We start from the raw sequence: 18504 nt of genomic DNA on the forward strand, positions 1-18504 counted from the left end.
GAATATGCATAAAATTGTTTTTGTGGAAGACGATCCGGAAGTCGGCAAACTGATTGCCGCCTATCTGGGCAAGCACGATATTGATGTATTGATTGAGCCACGCGGCGACAGTGCGCAGGCACGCATCGAGTTGGAACAACCAGATCTGGTGCTGCTAGACATCATGTTACCCGGCAAAGACGGCATGACGCTGTGTCGCGATCTGCGCCCGACCTTCCCCGGCCCAATTGTGCTGCTCACCTCACTCGACAGCGACATGAACCATATCCTGTCGTTGGAAATGGGCGCTAACGATTACATCCTGAAAACCACGCCACCGGCAGTATTATTGGCGCGGCTACGTCTGCATTTGCGTCAGCATGGCAATCAGCCAAAGGAAGAATCAACTCAGCCAATCACCCAACACAACGCCTTGCACTTTGGCTTGTTATGTATCGATCCGGTCAACCGTCAGGTGACCCTGGGCGAAGAGATCATCACCCTTTCCACCTCAGATTTTGATCTGCTGTGGGAACTGGCCACCCATGCCGGGCAAATCATGGATCGCGAAGCCCTGCTGCAAAACCTGCGCGGCGTGAGTTATGACGGTCTGGATCGCAGTATCGACGTGGCGATTTCCCGCCTGCGACGCAAGCTGTACGACAATGCGCTGGAGCCCTTCCGCGTCAAAACCGTGCGCAATAAAGGCTATCTGTTCGCCCCGAATGCCTGGGAGTTCGTGCAGCAATGAGAAAGCTTTTTGTGCAGTTCTTCCTGCTGCTTTTCGTTTGCTTCCTGGTGATGGCGATGCTGGTGGGACTGGTGTACAAAGTCACCGCCGAACGCGCCGGCCGCCAGTCGATGGACGACCTGATGAAAAGCTCGCTGTACCTGATGCGCAGTGAACTACGGGAAATTCCGCTGAAAGACTGGAACAAGACCATCGCCACGCTGGACTTGAACCTGTCGTTTAAACTGCACATTGAACCGCTCGGCAAACAGGATCTGAGTGAAGATCTGATGAAACGGCTACGCCTTGGGGAAATTATCGCCCTCGACGACCAATACACCTTTATGCAGCGGATTCCACGCAGCCACTACGTGCTGGTCGTCGGGCCGATCCCTTATCTGTTCTATCTGCATCAAATGCGGCTGCTGGATTTGGCCCTGCTGGTGTTTATCGGCATGTCGCTGGCCCTGCCGGTATTTTTGTGGATGCGCCCGCACTGGCAGGACTTGCTCAAGCTGGAAAATGCGGCTCAGCGCCTCGGTGCCGGGCATCTTGATGAACGCACCCATTTCGATCCCACCTCCAGCCTCAATCGGCTCGGGGTGGCGTTTAATCAGATGGCGGATAACGTCAATACGCTGATCGCCAGCAAGAAACAGTTGATCGACGGCATCGCCCATGAGCTGCGAACGCCGCTGGTGCGGTTGCGCTACCGGCTGGCGATGAGCGATAACCTGACCGAGAGCGAGCAGCAGGCGCTGAACCGCGATATCGGTCAGTTGGAGTCACTGATCGACGAACTGCTGACCTATGCACGCCTCGACCGTCCACAGGTGGCACTCAATATAGAACCTCTCGATTTACCCAAATGGCTGGAGGACAAGGCTGACGATCTGCACCTGATCCACCCGGAACGGGAAATCGAGTTGGATATCCCACACGTCGGCGATTTTGGCGGCGTCGATTTACGACTAATGGAACGAGTGCTGGATAACCTGGTGAACAATGCTCTGCGTTATAGTGAAAAACGTCTGCGTATCGGCCTGTGGTTTGACGGCGACAACGCCTGCCTGCAGGTAGAAGACGACGGCCCTGGTATTCCACCGGAAGAACGTGAACGGGTATTCGAACCCTTTGTGCGTCTCGATCCCAGCCGCGATCGCGCTACCGGCGGCTGCGGGCTGGGCCTGGCCATTGTTCATTCTATCGCCGTGGCCTATCAGGGTCAGGTGTACGTAGACGCCAGTTCACTCGGCGGTGCCAGCTTCCGCTTCTGTTGGCCGCTAAAGCCTACTTTCAATTTAAAAGCAGAACCGGTGTAACCCTGTTTACGCGGCAGCATGAAAACGCGAAAGAGTTATCCGGTTTACAATAAAATGGAGCTAAACGATGACATCTGCACATTCCCCTTCTTCATACGACGAGCTGCGTGCCATTTTCACCCGACTGTCGCGCTTCAGCCACCTCTCCGCCATTGCCGGCTGGGACATGCAAACCATGATGCCACCAAGTGGCAGCAAAGCGCGTTCGGAAGCGCTGGCCGAGCTGAGCGTGCTGCAACACCAAATTTTAACGGCAGAAAAAACCGGTCGTTTGTTTGAACGCGCACAGCAAGAAACGTTGGATGACATCGATCAGGCTAACTTGCTGGAGATGCGCCGTCAGTATGACAATGCGGTGCTGGTACCGGAATCGCTGGTCGAAGCTAAGTCGCTGGCTGGCGCACGTTGTGAGCACGCCTGGCGTTCCCAACGCCCGGCCAACGACTGGGAAGGTTTCTCGGAAAACCTGCGTGAAGTGGTCAAACTGAGCCGGCAGGAAGCGCAGATCCGCGCCGAAGCGGCAGGCTCCAGCCGCTATGATGCCCTGCTGAACCTGTATGAACCGGGGATGCGCAGCAGTGATATTGACCGTATCTTTGGCGATCTGAAAACCTGGCTGCCCGACCTGCTACAGAAAGTAGTAGCCAAACAGGCTCAGGAACCTTGCCAGGTTCCGCAGGGGCCGTTCAATGTGGAAACTCAACGTCAACTGAGCCTGAGCGTGATGAAACTGCTCGGCTTTAACTTCGACGGCGGCCGGGTGGATGTCAGCGCACACCCGTTCTGCGGCGGTGTACCGGAAGATGTACGCATCACTACTCGTTATAACGACAAAGAGTTCCTGACCGCTCTGCTCGGTATCGTGCATGAGACCGGTCATGCCCGTTACGAACAAAATCTTCCGCGTGAATGGTTGGGCCAACCGGTGGCGCAGGCACGCTCTACCGCTATTCATGAATCACAAAGCCTGCTGTTTGAAATGCAGCTGGCGCGCGGCAGCGATTTCCTGAAAATTCTGCGCCCGCTGGTCGTCAATCAATTCGGCGAACAACCGGCGCTGGAAGAAAGTAACTTCATCCGTCTGAATCAACGAGTGAAGCCAGGCCTGATCCGCGTAGACGCTGACGAAGTCAGCTACCCGGCACACGTGATCCTCCGTTATGAAATTGAGAAGGCCCTGGTCGAAGGCGAGATTGAGGTGGAAGACATCCCGGCGCTGTGGAACGAAAAAATGCGCGGCTACCTGGGCCTGGACACCGTCGGCAACTACCGCAACGGCTGCATGCAGGACATTCACTGGACCGATGGCGCATTTGGTTACTTCCCGACTTATACCCTTGGCGCCATGTATGCCGCGCAACTGTTCAATAGCGCACGTGAAGCGCTGCCGACGTTGAACAATGACATCGCCGAAGGCAATCTGAACCCACTGTTCCACTGGCTGAAACAGAATATCTGGCGTCACGGTAGCCGTTTCCCTACCGATCCCCTGATCGCCAATGCGACCGGTGAAACCTTGAATCCGAGCTATTTCCGCAGGCATCTGGAAAACCGTTACCTGTAATATCTTCCCCAGGCACGGCTAACCCCGTGCTTTTTCCCCCTGCTTTGCCGCAACTATTCCATAGCGCACTTCCCCTATCTCAGACACCCTGGCCGCAGAGTGCGGGTTGGTTACCCTCTATATGTATGTTGTAACTAAAATGAGATTGAAAGGCAGTCGAACCCGGTGGATTAACCGGCCAGTATCCACGATGTACATTAGGTTACACGCCGAAACCAATCACTCACGGAAAGCCTCCCGCCGTTTGCCTACTATCTTGTCACCGGCCCCGCAGTGGGCTTGATACATGATGAGTAATTTGAGGAATCAACAATGAAAAAAGTATTAGCTCTGGTTGTTGCCGCTGCAATGGGTCTGTCTTCTGTTGCCTTCGCTGCTGACGCTGCCACGACTACCGCACCAGCGGCAACGGCTACCACCACCATGGCTGCACCGGCCAAGACCACTCACGTGAAAAAACATCACGCGAAGAAAGCACCGGTTCAAAAAGCTCAGGCGGCTAAAAAGCACCACAAAGCCACCGCCAAGAAAGCGCCGGCTCAGAAAGCCCAGGCCGCCAAGAAACACCACAAAAAAACCAGCCATAAAAAAGCGGCGTAACAGCAATCTGATGTGAGGCTCCCTCACCAGTCAAGACTTGAGTTGTCCAACACCCGGTTCGCCGGGTGTTTTTTCATCGGGGGTTCTCATCATGCTGCGTCGCTACTTATTTGAAATCATTCTGACCACGCTGATCCTCTGCGGACTGATCGCCGCCTTTTTTTACCTATAACCGCCCCCCTCCTCTGGATAAGAAATTATTGAAAAATCAATCACTGCCCATCCACACGGCGACTAAATCAGTCTATAGTTACCATTCAGTGTGTTTATGGATGACCCGTATTTTCCAGGCAAGAAACCTATGCGCATAACCGTTTTGCTGTTGCTGTGCTCATTCCCACTCTCACTTCCCCTTTCAGTACGCGCTGATAGCCCATCCGACGCGTCGGTCGCTGAGCAAACTCGCTTATTTTTTGGTAAAGATGAACGCATAAAGGTCACGGAAACCGATGGGTGGCCATGGCAAGCCATTGGGCAGGTGGAAACCGCCAGCGGTAACCTGTGCACCGCCACGCTGATCTCTCCTCATCTGGCACTCACCGCCGGCCACTGTGTGCTGGCACCGCCAGGTCAATTGGATAAGGCCATTGCGCTACGTTTTGTTTCCGGTAATAAAACCTGGAAATACCAGACCGACAATATTGAGACGTTGGTGGATCGCAAGCTGGGGAAAAAACTCAAGCCAGATGGTGAGGGTTGGATTGTGCCGCCGGCCGCGGCGGCCTATGACTTCGCGCTAATCCGCCTAAAGGATAAAAAAACCTTGCCGATTAAACCCCTGCAGCTGTGGCAAGGTGACAGTAAGGCACTGACTCTGGCAATGAAGCAGGCCAAACGGCTGATTACCCAGGCAGGATATCCAGGAGATCATCTGGATGACCTCTACAGTCACCAGAACTGCAAAGTGACAGGCTGGGCGCAACAGGGCGTGCTTTCGCATCAGTGCGATACCCTGCCCGGCGATAGTGGTTCACCGTTACTGCTGAAAACTGCCGACGGCTGGCGGCTTATTGCCATTCAAAGCTCCGCACCGGCGGCGAAAGATCGTTACCGCGCCGATAACCGCGCTTTGGCCGTCACCGGTATCCGCGATGCGCTGGACGCACTGGCTGCTGGGAAATAAATCGTTATGTTCCGGCGTGGGATCCCGCGCCGGAATCAGTAGGCAATTCTCCCACCATAAAACGCCTGGGTGTGGTACCGGTGAACTGGCGGAAAAACGCTATGAAAGCGCTGTCGCTGGAAAAACCCAGGCGTTGGGCTACCGAACTGACCGAGGGCAGCTCCGCTAACAGTTCAATCGCTCTCATCAATCGCCATTGCTGACTCCACTGCTGATAACTCAATCCGCTCTCGCGCTGGAAAATACGCGTCAGCGTTTTGGCGTGCAGATTCAGATACTGTGCCAACACTGCCAATCCAGGCAGCTCATCCCGCCGATCAAGTTCCTCCAGCCAGTGGGCCAAACGCCGGTCATGAGGTAACTTCAGGCCGGTATTCTCCAGCCGTGCCGCATGCAGCTCATTCACCAGCACCGGCAGCAGATCGCGCGCCGTCCGGTGCTCAATAACCTGATTGAATGGCCAATAGGCGATACGGTCAATCACCGCCGCCAGTAAGGGATCCGCTGCCAACACCGCGCATTCTTGCGGCATAGCGGAGACTAATGACGGCTCAAGCCAGATCGAGCGATAGGCAACCTGACCACGGAGTTGAACCCGATGCGCTATGCCACCGGGGATCCACAGGCAGCGAGTAGGCGGTAAGATCAACCACCGATCGGCAAGCGTTACCGTCATACAGCCACGCGGGGCATAGAGTAACTGAGCACGGCGATGCAAATGTTCTTCAGAATCATGTCCTCTGGCTAACTCCGCCGCGACCCCCAGCACCGGTGCCGGCCAGACGTCCGGGTCAAAACTCTCCTGTTGGTCGATCAACGCCATCACACTGTCCTTTTTTTATTGTTTTTTGTCCTTATGATTGTAATGGAACCTTTGGCATTTCCCTATACTGGCGCGATTCTTCACCCATCAAGGTTAATTCCCATGTCACGTTTACCCCTGCCGTTGATGGTAGCCACCATCATGGCCCCCCAGGTGCTCGAAACCCTCTATAGCCCTGCGCTCACGGCAATACGTACCGATTACAACGTCAGCGCCGCTCAGGCCAGCCAAACGCTGTCGATCTATTTCTTTGCTTTTGCCTGCGGCGTCGCCATTTGGGGCGTCATGTGCGATCGCTTTGGCCGCAGAGTCACCATGCTGGCAGGTTTGACGATCTATCTCACCGGCGCAGTAATGGCCCTGCTTAGTCAGAATTTTACGCTGTTGCTGCTCGCACGTGCTGTCGTCGCTTTTGGCGCAGCGGTCGGCTCCATAGTGACGCAAACCATGCTGCGCGATGTTTATCAGGGACAGGCGTTGGGAAAAGTATTTTCGACCCTCGGTATCGCCCTGTCAGTCAGCCCGGTACTGGGCATGTTCGCCGGTGGGATCGTCGTCAGCTGGGGAGGCAGCATGGCCATATTCGCCGCTCAGTGGCTGCTGGCGCTGGTTCTGTTGATTTGGTGTTGGCGTGCCCTGCCGGAAACGAAACCGGCAACACTCTCCGTGGAAGTCACCGCCACAGGCAGTGGCTGGGATATTCTGCGCGATCGACAGATCTGGTACTCCGCGCTATTGATCGCAGGTTTTAATATCATGGTATTCAGCTACTTCAGCCTGGCCCCATTCATGTTCGAACAATTGGAGTTGAGCAGCCAACAGTTCGGCTACTCCGGCATGGCATTAGCACTGGGCAGCCTGCTTGGCGCGCTGTTGAATCGTTATCTGTTGGCCCGGGGCATCAGCGCCAAAAAACAAATCCTTCTGGGCAGTCTGTTGGCATTCGGTGCCGCACTGGCTTTAGGTTACTGGCAACACAGCCTGATGCTGCTGTTACCCTGCACGCTGATCACCCTGGCCTTCGGATTGGTTATCCCCAACGTGTTAAGCCAGGCGCTGAACCGCTACCGGCAGCGGTTGGGCACCGCCGGTGCGATCTTTGGCCTGCTCTACTATCTGCTGATTGGCGCCGGACTGTCACTGGCCGCCAGCGGGCAAAACCTGGCCGCGACGTTGTTAGTGTGCAGCCTGCTGTGCCTGGGTTGCGCAAGCTGTCTGTGCGTGTCACCTAGCCCGAAAGCTGCTCGATAGTCTGCAGAATACGCTTGTCCGAGATCGGATAAGGCGTGCCCAGTTGCTGAGCGAACAGGCTGACGCGCAGCTCTTCGATCATCCAACGCACTTCTTTCACCTCGTCATCCTGGAGGCGTTTCGGCGGCAGCTTGTTCAGCCACTGCTGCCAGGCCTGTTGCACCTGTTCCACCCGTAGCATTTGCGCGCGGTCGCGGTGCGGATCGATCGCCAGCTTCTCCAAGCGGCGTTCAATCGCCTGCAGATAACGTAACGTATCCGGCAGGCGCTTCCAGCCGTTATTGGTCACGAACCCGCGATAAACCAGCGCACCGAGCTGGGTTTTGATATCCGACAGCGCCAGCGCCAACGAGATATCAACCCGGCCTTTCAGGCGCTTGTTGATGTTGAACACCGCCGTCAGGACTTGTTCAACCTGTTTGGCGACACCCACCACCGTTTCGTTCAGTTCGCCACGCACCAGTTCCTGCAGACGGGCGAAGTTTTCCTCCTGCCACACCGGTCCACCGTGTTCAGCAATCAGTTTGTCGATGCCGCACGAGATGCAATCATCGATCAGATCCAGTACTCTGCCGTAGGGGTTAAAATACAGTCCCAGCTTGGCTTTGTTAGGCAGTTTTTCATGCAGATATTTGACCGGCGAAGGAATATTCAGCAACAGCAGGCGACGCGTACCCTGCCACATCGCCTGTTGCTGCTCTTGCTCGCTGTCGAACAGGCGGATTGCCACGCTGTCTTTTTCGTCCACCAGCGCCGGGTAGGCCTTCATCGAATAGCCACCGCGTTTCTGTTCATAAAACTCCGGCAGTTTGCCGAAGCTCCAGATATGCAGATTACTTTGCTCCAGCCCATCGTCCGCCACCGCCGACAGCGTTTCCTGCACCTTGTCCTTCAACTGCAGTTTCAGCACCGTCAGATCTTTGCCTTCACGCAGGGTTTTGTGCTTTTCATCCACCACCCGAAAAGTCATCTTAAGGTGATCGGGCACCTGATCCCATTGCCAGTCCTCACGTGACACCGTCACGCCAGTCATGCGGCGTAACTCTCGCTCCAGCGAATCCAGCAGCGGCAATTCCAGCGCGGTCACCCGCCCCAGGAAAGCCTCGGCATAGTTGGGCGCCGGCACAAAGTTGCGGCGTACCGGCTTCGGCAACGACTTGATCAGAGCAATGATCAGTTCACGGCGGATTCCCGGGATCTGCCATTCAAAGCCCTGTTGCTCTACCTGATTCAGAATAGGCAGCGGAATATGTACCGTAACGCCATCCGCGTCAGTGCCCGGTTCAAACTGGTAACTCAGACGCAGCTTAAGGTTGCCCTGGTACCAGGTGTTTGGGTAATCGAGCGCACTGACCTGATTGGCGCCGTCTTTGATCAGCATTTCTTTTTCAAAGCTGAGCAGGTCTGCATTCTGCTTACCGGCGTTTTTCCACCAGTTATCGAAATGGCGTCCGGACACCACATCGTTCGGAATACGCTGGTCGTAAAAGGCGAACAGGGTTTCGTCATCCACCAGAATGTCACGGCGACGCGATTTGTGTTCCAACTCTTCCACTTCGGCACGCAGCTTCAGGTTAGCGCCAAAGAACGCATGCCGCGTCTGCCAGTCGCCTTCCACCAGCGCATGGCGAATAAACAGTTCACGGCACAGCAGCGGATCGATGTTGCTGTAATTGACCGCCCGTGCGGCCACAATCGGCAACCCGAACAGCGTCACTTTTTCGCTGGCCATTACCGCCCCCTGGGATTTAGACCAGTGCGGTTCACTGTAGCTGTGTTTCACCAGGTGCTGAGCCAGCGGTTCTATCCACTCCGGTTCGATGCGTGCGGCAATACGTCCCCACAGACGGCTGGTTTCCACCAGTTCGGCTACCATGGTCCACTTCGGCGGCTTCTTGAACAGGCCGGAACCCGGGAAGATCGAGAAACGCGCATTGCGGGCACCGGTGAACTCCTGCTTGTCGGCATCTTTCTGACCGATGTGCGACAGCAATCCGGTCAGCAGCGCAGTATGCACGCTGCGGTAATCGGAAGGCTCGCTGTTAACCGGCAGCCCCAGCTCTTTCACCACCTGGCGTAGTTGGGTGTAGATGTCCTGCCATTCGCGCACCCGCAGGTAGTTCAGGAAGTCATTGCGGCACAGCCGGCGGAACTGGCTGGAGGAGTGCTCTTTTTGCTGCTCTTTCAGCCAGTCCCACAGGTTTACGTAGGCCAGGAAATCCGAATCTTTGTCGGCAAAGCGGCGGTGTTTTTCGTCCGACGCCTGCTGTTTGTCCATTGGCCGCTCACGCGGATCCTGGATCGACAGCGCTGCGGTGATGATCATCACCTCACGTACGCTACCGCTCTTCTGCGCTTCCAGCACCATACGTGCCAGCCGTGGGTCGATCGGCAACTGTGCCAGTTGACGGCCCTGTGCGGTAAGCTGGTAATGGCCATTCTCTGCCGTTTTAATCGCGCCCAGCTCTTCCAGCAGGCGCACACCGTCCAAAATATTGCGCTTGTCCGGCGCTTCCACAAAGGGGAAAGCGGCGATATCCCCCAGCCCAAGCGAGGTCATCTGCAGGATCACCGATGCCAGGTTGGTCCGCAGGATCTCCGGGTCGGTAAACTCCGGCCGCGACAGAAAGTCCTGTTCCGCATACAAGCGAATACAAATACCGTCCGACACGCGGCCACAGCGGCCTTTACGCTGATTAGCAGAGGCCTGCGATACCGGTTCGATCGGCAGCCTCTGTACCTTGGTACGGAAGCTGTAACGGCTGATACGCGCGGTACCCGGGTCAATCACATACTTGATGCCCGGAACGGTCAGTGAGGTTTCCGCCACGTTGGTCGCCAGCACGATGCGCCGACCGTGGTGCGATTGGAACACCCGATTCTGTTCGCTGTTCGACAACCGCGCATACAGCGGCAAGACTTCAGTATGCGGCAGATTCAGGCGGCTCAAGGCGTCGGCGGTGTCGCGGATTTCGCGCTCACCGCTCATAAAGATCAGGATATCCCCTGGCCCTTCGCGACCAAGTTCGTCCACCGCATCGAAAATCGCCTGTAGTTGATCGCGGTCGGTATCGTCGGCGTCATCCACCACCGGACGGTAACGAACCTCCACCGGATAAGTCCGACCGGAAACTTCGATAATTGGCGCATTATTGAAATGGCGCGAAAACCGCTGCGGATCGATAGTTGCCGAGGTGATGATAACTTTCAGATCTGGGCGTTTCGGCAGCAGTTCACGCAGGTAACCGAGAATAAAATCGATGTTCAGGCTGCGTTCATGCGCCTCATCGATAATCAGCGTGTCGTACTGCATCAACAGCCGGTCCTGCTGAATTTCCGCCAGCAGGATACCGTCGGTCATCAGCTTGACCAGGGTGTTTTCCCCGACCTGATCGTGAAAACGCACCTTGTAACCCACACTGCCGCCCAACGGGGTTTCCAGCTCATCGGCAATGCGGTTGGCCACGGTACGCGCCGCCAGACGTCGTGGCTGGGTATGGCCGATCAGCCCTTTCACCCCACGCCCCAACTCCAGGCAGATCTTCGGCAACTGCGTAGTTTTCCCCGAGCCGGTTTCACCGGCGACAATCACCACCTGGTGATCACGGATTGCCTGCAGAATATCCTGCTTTTTCTGGCTGACCGGCAGGTTGGCCGGGTAGGTTATTTTTGGGCAGGTCGCGGCACGAGACTGTGCCTTGTGCAACGCCAGCGCGATGTCACTTTCGATTTCAACGGCGGCCGCCAACAGAGCATCGGGATTTTTGATTTTTCGTGCGCCCTGCAGCCGACGTTGCAGGCGTTGTTGATCACGGAGCATCAGCTCGCCCAGTTGGGCAGACAATGCCGCGAGCGGAGATTTCACGTTCGGTATTCCTTGTTTCATCGCTGCTGTATCAAGCTTTAGCAACGGTTTGATAATGGGTTAGCCAGTTTTTAGCTTTGGACGCGCAGAATATCACAAGCCGCTTTTTCCCCATAATCCGGCCGCTTATGGCCCAACAGGTCATTCAATAAAATCGAACAAAGGCCTCGAAATATTGCGCTATCACTGCTGGAAAAATGTGAATAGAGTGTACTGCATGCAAGGGACGCACCGTCCTGATGTCACTGTCATAACGTAAGGAATTACCGATGAGCAAAGTATTGGTTCTCAAATCAAGCATCCTGGCGGGTTACTCTCAGTCTAATCAACTGGCCGATTTCTTCGTTGAACAGTGGGCAAGCGCTCATGGCAACGACACCATCACCGTACGTGACCTGGCTGCACAGCCAATCCCGGTACTGGACGGCGAACTGGTGGGTGCATTGCGTCCTTCCGATACCCCGCTGACCCCACGTCAAACCGAAGCGCTGGCCTTGTCCGATGAACTGATTGCTGAGCTGCAGGCCAATGACACCATCGTTATCGCAGCGCCGATGTATAACTTCAACATCCCTACCCAGTTGAAAAACTATTTCGACCTGATTGCCCGTGCCGGCGTGACCTTCCGTTACACTGAAAACGGCCCGGAAGGCCTGGTGAAAGGCAAACGCGCCATCATCCTGACCAGCCGCGGCGGCATTCATAAAGACACCCCAACTGACCTGATTGAACCTTACCTGCGTCTGTTCCTGGGCTTTATCGGCATCACCGACGTTGAGTTCGTGTTCGCTGAAGGCATCGCTTACGGCCCGGATGTCGCGACCAAAGCGCAGGCCGATGCCAAGGCCGTGCTGACTCAGGTCGTTGCTGCCTGATGTCCCTCGCAGGGGTGTTATGCCCCTGCGAAGCCACAACAGAAAGACCTAAGTCCTGTCACACCTGTTCTACCCTCATAAAAATCCAATGCAGTATTTTATTGCGCGCCTGATGGCGCGCTTTTTTATTTCTTCAACCACTGGCCGTTAATACCGCGTACGTATTCTCCGGCAGGTGCTCGCGTTACCAGCTTCTGCCCGGCCATGTGCGCCACATCGTCGATGGCGATATGATTGCCGTCCGCCACTTGCTGGTATTTTTCGGTGCGACCGGCATTAATGTTTTTCACCAGCGTCAGCGTTTCGGCGTCCTGCTTCACCGGCGCGATATAACCGCTGAGCGTTTCCCCTACGCGGCCCTGCTGTTTGGCTTCATCCAACGTCAGCGCCATCGCCATGCTGCTGAACAACCACCCGGCGCCCAATAAGCCTAAATACCGTTTTTTCATGTTGGCTCCTAGAAAAGACCGCTTTGGGTTTTCAGCAGATTATCAACGTCCTTATCCACCTTGATGTGAATTTCATGTTCGATCTTCACGTTCATGTTGATGGTGATCGGATCTTTAGGCGTCGCGACCTCAATACGCGGCACACAGCCGCTCAGCATAGAGGTGCCCAGCACGGCGAGCAGCAATGGCTCGCGAATGATTTTCATGGTTGTTCCCCAGGTTTTGAGAGGGCCTGTTCCAGCCACTCCTGTAAATTGTCGCCAAAGCGCAGGCTGCGCCACAGCTGAAACACGTTTTCCTGATGGCTATAGTTCAGGATAACCTCTCGTTTGGCACTTTTTTGCGGGTTGACCCCATCGATACGCGCCTTCAGCGTCAGTTCACCGAGATTGTCCAAATCGACCCTGGCCTTGGAACGGTTAATCTCCATATAGCGCAGCCAGTCGATCGCTGCGCCGGTCGCCAGATTATTACTGCCGATAGCATCGGCCATGTCCTTGTCCAACCGCAGTGTCAGCATGCCGGAGTTAGCGATCCACCCGTTGTGCACCAGCCATTTGGGGTGATTCAGGTACAACGGCAGCTCACCGTCTACCCGCCCGGACATGGCAAACTGTTTGGGTTTCAGCGCGGTAAACAAGGCGCTGAGATCGACCTTATCCAGTTTCAGTACCGCAGCATCGTGCTGTGGCATGCGCAACGCTGACAGGCTGATACGGCCGTTCAGCGCGTCCACCCCGACGTTGCTCAGCGTCAGCGGAGCCTGCTCGCTGTAAGGATAGGTACCTTGAAGATCGGCGCTAATATTCTGCATTTCGAACAGGTTGCTGAACGACTTGATACGTAACGTCACCGGTTGCTTGGCACCAAGTTGCCACAGATGATTCTTAAGTCGGTAGGACATCACAAAGTCCAGTCCGCTCATCTCGCCGTCTTTCAGCCACATGCCGCCATTTTTCACCACCCAGTGCCCACCAGCCTCAAAGCCCTGAACCCGGGCGGCGGAGAACGCGGACTGGGCATAAAACTCGCCGTCACGCAGTTTGATATTCAGATCCGGCGAGATCAGCGGTTGGAACACTTTCAGCGATTGTTTCGGCCACCAACCCTCGCCGCGTAAACGCTCGCCGTCCCAGCGTCCCCGCAGAGCTATCGGCCCTATCTGTTCCGCCTGCAGCTTGCCTTGTAACTGGAAGCTGTCCGGCGTCTTGCCCTTGAGCTGCAGAGCCAGCACCGGGGCTGGCAGGTAACCGCCGTTGGTGAAGCTGACCTTGCCCGAGACCAGTTGCAGTTCACCATTGAACGCCGGTGCCTGCGGGTCACGCTGCCAACGCAGCGGTTGGCTGAGGCTGAGCCGCGGCGCATCCACCGTCACCATGCTGTATTTCAACTGATCGAAACCGGTAGAAAGGCGATCCAGTACCAGGGTGGTATCCTGCCAACTGCCGCTGCCAGCGACATCCCAGGCGGCCTGCAGCGGCGGCAATTGACCGTTACCCCAGTAGCGCCATTGCCAGTTGCCGTGGTCCGGCCAAAAGTCCTGTGCCTTACCGTCCAGATGCAGCTTAAAGCGGCCCCAGTAGCTGTCACTGGCGTTAATGATCGCCTGCAGCCGGCCGGTGATACCGGCGGCAGTGACTTTCACTCCGGCCAGCGGCAACCGCGCCTCTTCCAGTTTCATTTCCGGCGTGGCGTTACCCCACAACCGCAGCAGTGAACCTGACTGCAATACCAGCGTCGGGTTAAGAATGGTGCCGCTGAGGATGCCGGGAATGGAGGCGGTCATTGAAAAGTCGGCCAGATTCGCCTGACCGGTCAGTTGGAAGCGTAAATCGCTGTCAATCAACCCGACCTTACCCGGCCCCAACGTCAATACCGCGTTGCCTTTGCCGTTATGGCCGTCGGTAATGACGTTTAAACGAGCGCTGATCTGGGTTTCATCAAAGCCTTTGCTCCAGTTATGCAGCGCAATGCTCAGTCCACCGTTAAGCGGTTGCTGGCTGTATGGCCAACGCCACTCCCCCTGTTTAATACTGACCTGCTGCGGGTTGATTTCCCACGGCAAGCTCGCCAGCGGTTTATCGGCCCCCTTTTCCGTCAGTGTCAGCACCCCCTGCTGCTGCTGCCAGCGCATGTCCAGCAGCAAAGGTTTTTCCAGGTAGGCGGTCTGTATTTCTCCCTGCAGTGCTCCTTGCATCGGCATACTGTCCAAATCCAACGGAATGGCTATCTTGCCGGTCAGATGCAGCGGCTGTGGGCTGTTTGGCGCCTTGAGCGTCAGGCTGTTCAGAGTCAGTTGCTGATGGGGATCCAACAGCGCGTCGACGCTGATGTTAGGACCCTGATACTGCAGATGCTGGCCTTCTGCGGTGGCATGTACCTGCAGTTTTCCGGCGTAGTACTGCCATGGCAGCACCGAGAGATCCTTGATGGTGATATCCAGCAGTGGCAGTTGCTTTTGCAATTGGTCTAGCGCCAGAGGCGCACTGTTGGCGTCACCGGCGGGCAATTTTGATAAACAGGCACTATCGACGTTCAGCTTGTCGCTGATGAGTTGCCAGCGGCCCTGCTGATAAGCCAATCGGGTTGGGCCGACGGCGGCAAGTAAACAATCCTGGGCTAAAAAGCGAGCGCCATCCAACTGCAAGGCTCCCTGCCGCCACTGTAGTTTGCCCTGCAAAACCAACTGACTGCCGTGCGGCAACCAGTGTGAGAGCACACGCGGCAGCCAGCGCGGCAGAGTTTGCCACAGCGCCAGCAGCAGGATCAGCATACTTACCACAATCCCTATGAATACTTTCAATCGCTTAGTCATTAAATGATTGTTTCATTCCTGAGTTAGCCGCCCTTTGCCCGAGCCAAAGACCCTTTGGGCTAAGTCTATGCCTGAATTGGCAATAATGATGGCATGAATTTGACATAGGGTGAAGCCGAGACCGAAGATGATGCCCCGCACAGGGGCTTTTATAGCCATTGATGCGGGTGCTGTAAGTTTTAGTTACATATTCATCACATGAATATGACCTGTTTCAGACTTTTGTTATTGTCGTTAGATTTGATCATTAATAGTCTTGCAAGCATTCTAACAAAAGTCAGCAACCAGCTAACTGTACTAGAGAAGCCATTCCCCACACCCCCGTGGGGATTTTTTTTGGCTCAGGCCAACGAAGTTATTTCACCCCGTATTTGCCACGAATATCCGCCATGCTCCAGCGTCGCCAACTACCCTTAATTAATACCGCCGCTATTGATAACGTTTACCCGTTTTTAGCGTTACCGGAATGGGCTAACCAATTGTAGAATTTACTAAAATCTGTTAAGTTGATCACAAAATCAAGCTGGAGAAACCACGATGAAACTGGCGATATACAGCACTAAACAATATGACCGTAAATATCTCGAACTGGTGAATCAGCAGTTTGGCTACGAGCTGGAGTTCTTCGACTTCCTGCTCAGTAAAAAAACCGCCAAAAACGCCGCCGGTTGCAAAGCAATCTGCATCTTCGTCAATGACGACGGTAGCCGTGAAGTCCTTGAAGAACTGGCGGCATTGGGCGTCGAAATACTGGCCCTGCGCTGCGCCGGTTTCAATAATGTGGATTTGGATGCCGCTAAAGAATTGGGCATCAAGGTCGTCCGCGTGCCGGCCTACTCGCCGGAAGCGGTTGCTGAACACGCCGTGGGTATGATGATGTGCCTTAACCGCCGTATTCACCGCGCCTATCAACGCACCCGCGATGCCAATTTTTCGCTCGAGGGGCTGATCGGCTTCAACATGCATAACCGCACCGCCGGAGTGATTGGCACCGGTAAAATTGGCATCGCCACCATGCGGATCCTGAAAGGGTTCGGCATGAAGCTATTGGCTTATGATCCGTACCCAAGCGAGCAAGCACTGGAACTGGGTGCCGAGTATGTCGATCTGAAAACGCTGTACGCGCAGTCCGACGTGATCACCCTGCACTGCCCACTGACGCCGGAGAACCACCACCTGCTGGACAGCGACGCTTTTGCGGTGATGAAAGACGGTGTGATGATCATCAACACCAGCCGCGGCGCTCTGATTGACTCCTCGGCAGCCATTGACGCCCTGAAGCAGCAGAAAATCGGCGCACTGGGGATGGACGTGTATGAGAATGAGCGCGACCTGTTCTTCGAAGACAAATCCAATGACGTGATCCAGGACGATATCTTCCGTCGCCTGTCAGCCTGCCATAACGTGTTGTTCACCGGTCATCAGGCTTTCCTGACCGAAGAGGCGCTGACCAGCATCTCGGAAACCACGTTGAAAAACATTAATCAATTGGATCGCGGTGAGAACTGCCCTAATCAGCTCAATGCCTGATGATTTTAACAAGGAAGAATATATGAAGAAGTCCATCTCAGTGGCGTTAACGGCGCTGCTGTTAGCGGGGTGCGGAATGAGCCAGAATGGTAAAACGGTGACAGAAAGTGACCTGTTGCATCATAATTTTGCGCTGAAAAGCGTCGATGGCGTGGCGGTGAAGTCGCGTCCCGGTAACGGACCCAACCTTGAGTTCGGTGAGAAAATGCATATTTCCGGTGCCATGTGTAACCACTTCTTCGGTAGCGGCCAATTGCAAGATGGCGTGTTGACGGTGCCGGGGCTGGCTTCTACCCGCATGGCCTGCACTGACCCGCAACTCAACCAGTGGGACTGGGTAATTGGCGACGTACTGGCTAAAGGGGCAAAAGTCGCCCTCAGCGCTCAACAGTTAACGCTGAGCGGCAGCGGCCATGTTCTGGTCTATACCCAGCGAGACTGGGTGCAGTGATCTCTGTTCACCAGGCCTGGCGGCCTGGTGTTCCTTTCTGCTTACCCGGCGCTTGAGCAGGCTCCCTGACCCAGTGTCCATTCTTCACACTGCTTGCCGTTCGGCATCTGGCACATTCTTACAGCCTCACCGTTTAAATTGTGGGCCACGGTTGTGGTGCCGCCCACGCTGGCGCAGTTCGCGCTGGTCTGTAAGGTGTTGATTCTGGCACTGTTGCCCTGCTGCACTGGCTCTTCATTCTTGCTGCTGCATGCGGCCAAAAGCAGTACGGCGCTGGCCAGCAACCATTTTGATGTCGTCATTATTCCACTCCTGAACCCGGAACTACGCTGTGTAAAATCGCCATTGCCGATAACTCGCATCACTTTATGCGGACGCGTTTTGTTATCTTTGATGCAAACCTGTTTAATCTAGCCTGATATATAAATAATGAAAATATATTCCTGCAATTATTTGGCGTTTATTTGAACACTGTGACCTTTATTAGAGTTCCTGGGGGTTTCACCCGCGCGCCTGAACAGCCACAGAGCGGTCTGAGCGAAGGGAGTTGTGCCGGTTTAAGGGAGGGATTAGGGGGCAGTAAGACGGGCTGGGAATTGTCAGATAATAGTAAAAAAACAACGCCGATTTTGTTACTGGATGGATATAACTGATTAATTATTTTCAGTTATTATTACTGAGACCTTCGGCCAGCGTCACTGAATGTCACGCTGGCTATCTTTACCTTAAAATAACAATTAGTGCGCCGCCGTTTTCGACAGTAAATTAATCACCAGTACACCGGCAATAATTAACCCCATGCCAAACACCGCCGGCAGATCCAGCTTTTGCTGATAAACAAATACCGCCGCTATCGATACCAGAACAATCCCCATACCCGACCAGATTGCATAGACAATGCCCAATGGCATGGTTTTAACCACCATCGACAGCCCCCAAAAAGCAACCGCGTAACCGACTACCACCACCAGTGACGGCCACAGACGGGTAAAGCCTTCAGAGGCTTTCAGCATGGTGGTGGCGATGACTTCCGCCACAATCGCCATGGTCAAATACATAAATCCGCTCATCGTTTTTTCTTCTCTAAGTTCACCTGTTCAACAGTATGACGTGCCGGAAATAAATTG

General features: G+C 55.0%; 17 protein-coding genes. 10 read left to right on the top strand and 7 right to left on the bottom strand.

Features of this window, described 5'->3' with window-relative positions:
• The first annotated feature begins 4 nt into the window (after window positions 1–4).
• From rstA to F8R23_RS04365, 6 genes are all read left to right on the top strand, one after another.
• Complete coding sequence (gene rstA, locus F8R23_RS04345) at window positions 5–730, top strand: two-component system response regulator RstA (protein WP_099063046.1); 726 nt, start codon at window positions 5–7, stop codon at window positions 728–730.
• Window positions 727–2031 carry a two-component system sensor histidine kinase RstB gene (rstB, locus tag F8R23_RS04350; RefSeq protein WP_129934553.1) on the top strand — a complete coding sequence of 435 codons (1305 nt, stop codon included), beginning with the start codon at window positions 727–729 and terminating at the stop codon, window positions 2029–2031. The genes rstA and rstB overlap by 4 nt, the downstream gene beginning before the upstream one ends.
• Window positions 2032–2098: 67 nt before the next feature.
• A complete protein-coding gene (locus tag F8R23_RS04355) occupies window positions 2099–3595 on the top strand; it encodes a carboxypeptidase M32 (protein WP_151415318.1) in 1497 nt (498 codons plus the stop codon).
• 312 nt (window positions 3596–3907) lie between these two features.
• Window positions 3908–4195 (top strand): acid resistance repetitive basic protein Asr, encoded by a 288-nt coding sequence (gene asr, locus F8R23_RS04360; RefSeq protein WP_129934551.1) that lies wholly within the window; start codon window positions 3908–3910, stop codon window positions 4193–4195.
• A 91-nt stretch (window positions 4196–4286) separates the two neighbouring features.
• A complete protein-coding gene (gene ydgU, locus F8R23_RS24450) occupies window positions 4287–4367 on the top strand; it encodes a small membrane protein YdgU (RefSeq protein WP_455431200.1) in 81 nt (26 codons plus the stop codon).
• Window positions 4368–4496: 129 nt separating this feature from the next.
• Window positions 4497–5318 carry a trypsin-like serine peptidase gene (locus tag F8R23_RS04365; RefSeq protein WP_129938194.1) on the top strand — a complete coding sequence of 274 codons (822 nt, stop codon included), beginning with the start codon at window positions 4497–4499 and terminating at the stop codon, window positions 5316–5318.
• Between the two features lie 4 nt (window positions 5319–5322).
• Here the strand turns inward: F8R23_RS04365 and F8R23_RS04370 are convergent, their stop codons facing one another.
• The gene (locus F8R23_RS04370; RefSeq protein ID WP_151415319.1) at window positions 5323–6141 is read right to left on the bottom strand and encodes a helix-turn-helix domain-containing protein; all 819 of its coding nucleotides are present in this window, start codon (window positions 6139–6141) and stop codon (window positions 5323–5325) included.
• A 102-nt stretch (window positions 6142–6243) separates the two neighbouring features.
• Here F8R23_RS04370 and F8R23_RS04375 point away from each other — a divergent pair, with 102 nt between their 5' ends.
• Complete coding sequence (locus tag F8R23_RS04375; protein ID WP_151415320.1) at window positions 6244–7392, top strand: multidrug effflux MFS transporter; 1149 nt, start codon at window positions 6244–6246, stop codon at window positions 7390–7392.
• On the opposite strand, the gene hrpA is transcribed toward F8R23_RS04375, so the two are convergent.
• Window positions 7370–11257: an ATP-dependent RNA helicase HrpA gene (hrpA, locus tag F8R23_RS04380; RefSeq protein WP_129934547.1), complete on the bottom strand. Its 3888-nt coding sequence runs from the start codon at window positions 11255–11257 to the stop codon at window positions 7370–7372. The genes F8R23_RS04375 and hrpA overlap by 23 nt on opposite strands.
• A gap of 269 nt (window positions 11258–11526) precedes the next feature.
• Between hrpA and azoR the strand changes: the two genes are divergently transcribed.
• Window positions 11527–12132 carry an FMN-dependent NADH-azoreductase gene (azoR, locus tag F8R23_RS04385; protein ID WP_099062922.1) on the top strand — a complete coding sequence of 202 codons (606 nt, stop codon included), beginning with the start codon at window positions 11527–11529 and terminating at the stop codon, window positions 12130–12132.
• A gap of 125 nt (window positions 12133–12257) precedes the next feature.
• On the opposite strand, the gene F8R23_RS04390 is transcribed toward azoR, so the two are convergent.
• From F8R23_RS04390 to F8R23_RS04400, 3 genes are read right to left on the bottom strand one after another with little or no spacing between them, the layout of a single operon-like run.
• The gene (locus tag F8R23_RS04390; protein ID WP_112349960.1) at window positions 12258–12581 is read right to left on the bottom strand and encodes a YdbL family probable chaperone protein; all 324 of its coding nucleotides are present in this window, start codon (window positions 12579–12581) and stop codon (window positions 12258–12260) included.
• A gap of 8 nt (window positions 12582–12589) precedes the next feature.
• Entirely contained in the window at window positions 12590–12787 is a 198-nt protein-coding gene (locus F8R23_RS04395) for a YnbE family lipoprotein (protein ID WP_129934545.1), read from the bottom strand.
• Complete coding sequence (locus F8R23_RS04400; protein WP_151415321.1) at window positions 12784–15396, bottom strand: YdbH family protein; 2613 nt, start codon at window positions 15394–15396, stop codon at window positions 12784–12786. The genes F8R23_RS04395 and F8R23_RS04400 overlap by 4 nt, the downstream gene beginning before the upstream one ends.
• 537 nt (window positions 15397–15933) lie before the next feature.
• Between F8R23_RS04400 and F8R23_RS04405 the strand changes: the two genes are divergently transcribed.
• Window positions 15934–16926 (top strand): 2-hydroxyacid dehydrogenase, encoded by a 993-nt coding sequence (locus tag F8R23_RS04405; protein WP_099062918.1) that lies wholly within the window; start codon window positions 15934–15936, stop codon window positions 16924–16926.
• Window positions 16927–16948: 22 nt separating this feature from the next.
• Window positions 16949–17377: a heat shock protein HslJ gene (gene hslJ / locus F8R23_RS04410; RefSeq protein ID WP_129934543.1), complete on the top strand. Its 429-nt coding sequence runs from the start codon at window positions 16949–16951 to the stop codon at window positions 17375–17377.
• A 41-nt stretch (window positions 17378–17418) separates the two neighbouring features.
• Here the strand turns inward: hslJ and F8R23_RS04415 are convergent, their stop codons facing one another.
• Together F8R23_RS04415 and F8R23_RS04420 are read right to left on the bottom strand one after the other, a co-directional pair.
• Entirely contained in the window at window positions 17419–17679 is a 261-nt protein-coding gene (locus tag F8R23_RS04415) for a DUF333 domain-containing protein (protein ID WP_129934542.1), read from the bottom strand.
• A 435-nt stretch (window positions 17680–18114) separates the two neighbouring features.
• Window positions 18115–18447 carry an SMR family transporter gene (locus tag F8R23_RS04420; protein ID WP_085116991.1) on the bottom strand — a complete coding sequence of 111 codons (333 nt, stop codon included), beginning with the start codon at window positions 18445–18447 and terminating at the stop codon, window positions 18115–18117.
• Between the last annotated feature and the right edge of the window lie 57 nt (window positions 18448–18504).

Source organism: Serratia proteamaculans, from assembly GCF_008830365.1.
GTDB lineage: Bacteria > Pseudomonadota > Gammaproteobacteria > Enterobacterales > Enterobacteriaceae > Serratia > Serratia proteamaculans.

Coding starts and splice junctions, on each gene's coding strand:
- azoR (WP_099062922.1), top strand. CDS start 11,527: ATGAGCAAAGTATTGGTTCTCAAATCAAGCATCCTGGCGGGTTACTCT.
- F8R23_RS04375 (WP_151415320.1), top strand. CDS start 6,244: ATGTCACGTTTACCCCTGCCGTTGATGGTAGCCACCATCATGGCCCCC.
- asr (WP_129934551.1), top strand. CDS start 3,908: ATGAAAAAAGTATTAGCTCTGGTTGTTGCCGCTGCAATGGGTCTGTCT.
- F8R23_RS04415 (WP_129934542.1), bottom strand. CDS start 17,679: ATGACGACATCAAAATGGTTGCTGGCCAGCGCCGTACTGCTTTTGGCC.
- hslJ (WP_129934543.1), top strand. CDS start 16,949: ATGAAGAAGTCCATCTCAGTGGCGTTAACGGCGCTGCTGTTAGCGGGG.
- ydgU (WP_455431200.1), top strand. CDS start 4,287: ATGCTGCGTCGCTACTTATTTGAAATCATTCTGACCACGCTGATCCTC.
- rstB (WP_129934553.1), top strand. CDS start 727: ATGAGAAAGCTTTTTGTGCAGTTCTTCCTGCTGCTTTTCGTTTGCTTC.
- F8R23_RS04390 (WP_112349960.1), bottom strand. CDS start 12,581: ATGAAAAAACGGTATTTAGGCTTATTGGGCGCCGGGTGGTTGTTCAGC.
- F8R23_RS04400 (WP_151415321.1), bottom strand. CDS start 15,396: ATGACTAAGCGATTGAAAGTATTCATAGGGATTGTGGTAAGTATGCTG.
- F8R23_RS04370 (WP_151415319.1), bottom strand. CDS start 6,141: ATGGCGTTGATCGACCAACAGGAGAGTTTTGACCCGGACGTCTGGCCG.
- F8R23_RS04365 (WP_129938194.1), top strand. CDS start 4,497: ATGCGCATAACCGTTTTGCTGTTGCTGTGCTCATTCCCACTCTCACTT.
- F8R23_RS04355 (WP_151415318.1), top strand. CDS start 2,099: ATGACATCTGCACATTCCCCTTCTTCATACGACGAGCTGCGTGCCATT.
- F8R23_RS04395 (WP_129934545.1), bottom strand. CDS start 12,787: ATGAAAATCATTCGCGAGCCATTGCTGCTCGCCGTGCTGGGCACCTCT.
- F8R23_RS04420 (WP_085116991.1), bottom strand. CDS start 18,447: ATGAGCGGATTTATGTATTTGACCATGGCGATTGTGGCGGAAGTCATC.
- F8R23_RS04405 (WP_099062918.1), top strand. CDS start 15,934: ATGAAACTGGCGATATACAGCACTAAACAATATGACCGTAAATATCTC.
- rstA (WP_099063046.1), top strand. CDS start 5: ATGCATAAAATTGTTTTTGTGGAAGACGATCCGGAAGTCGGCAAACTG.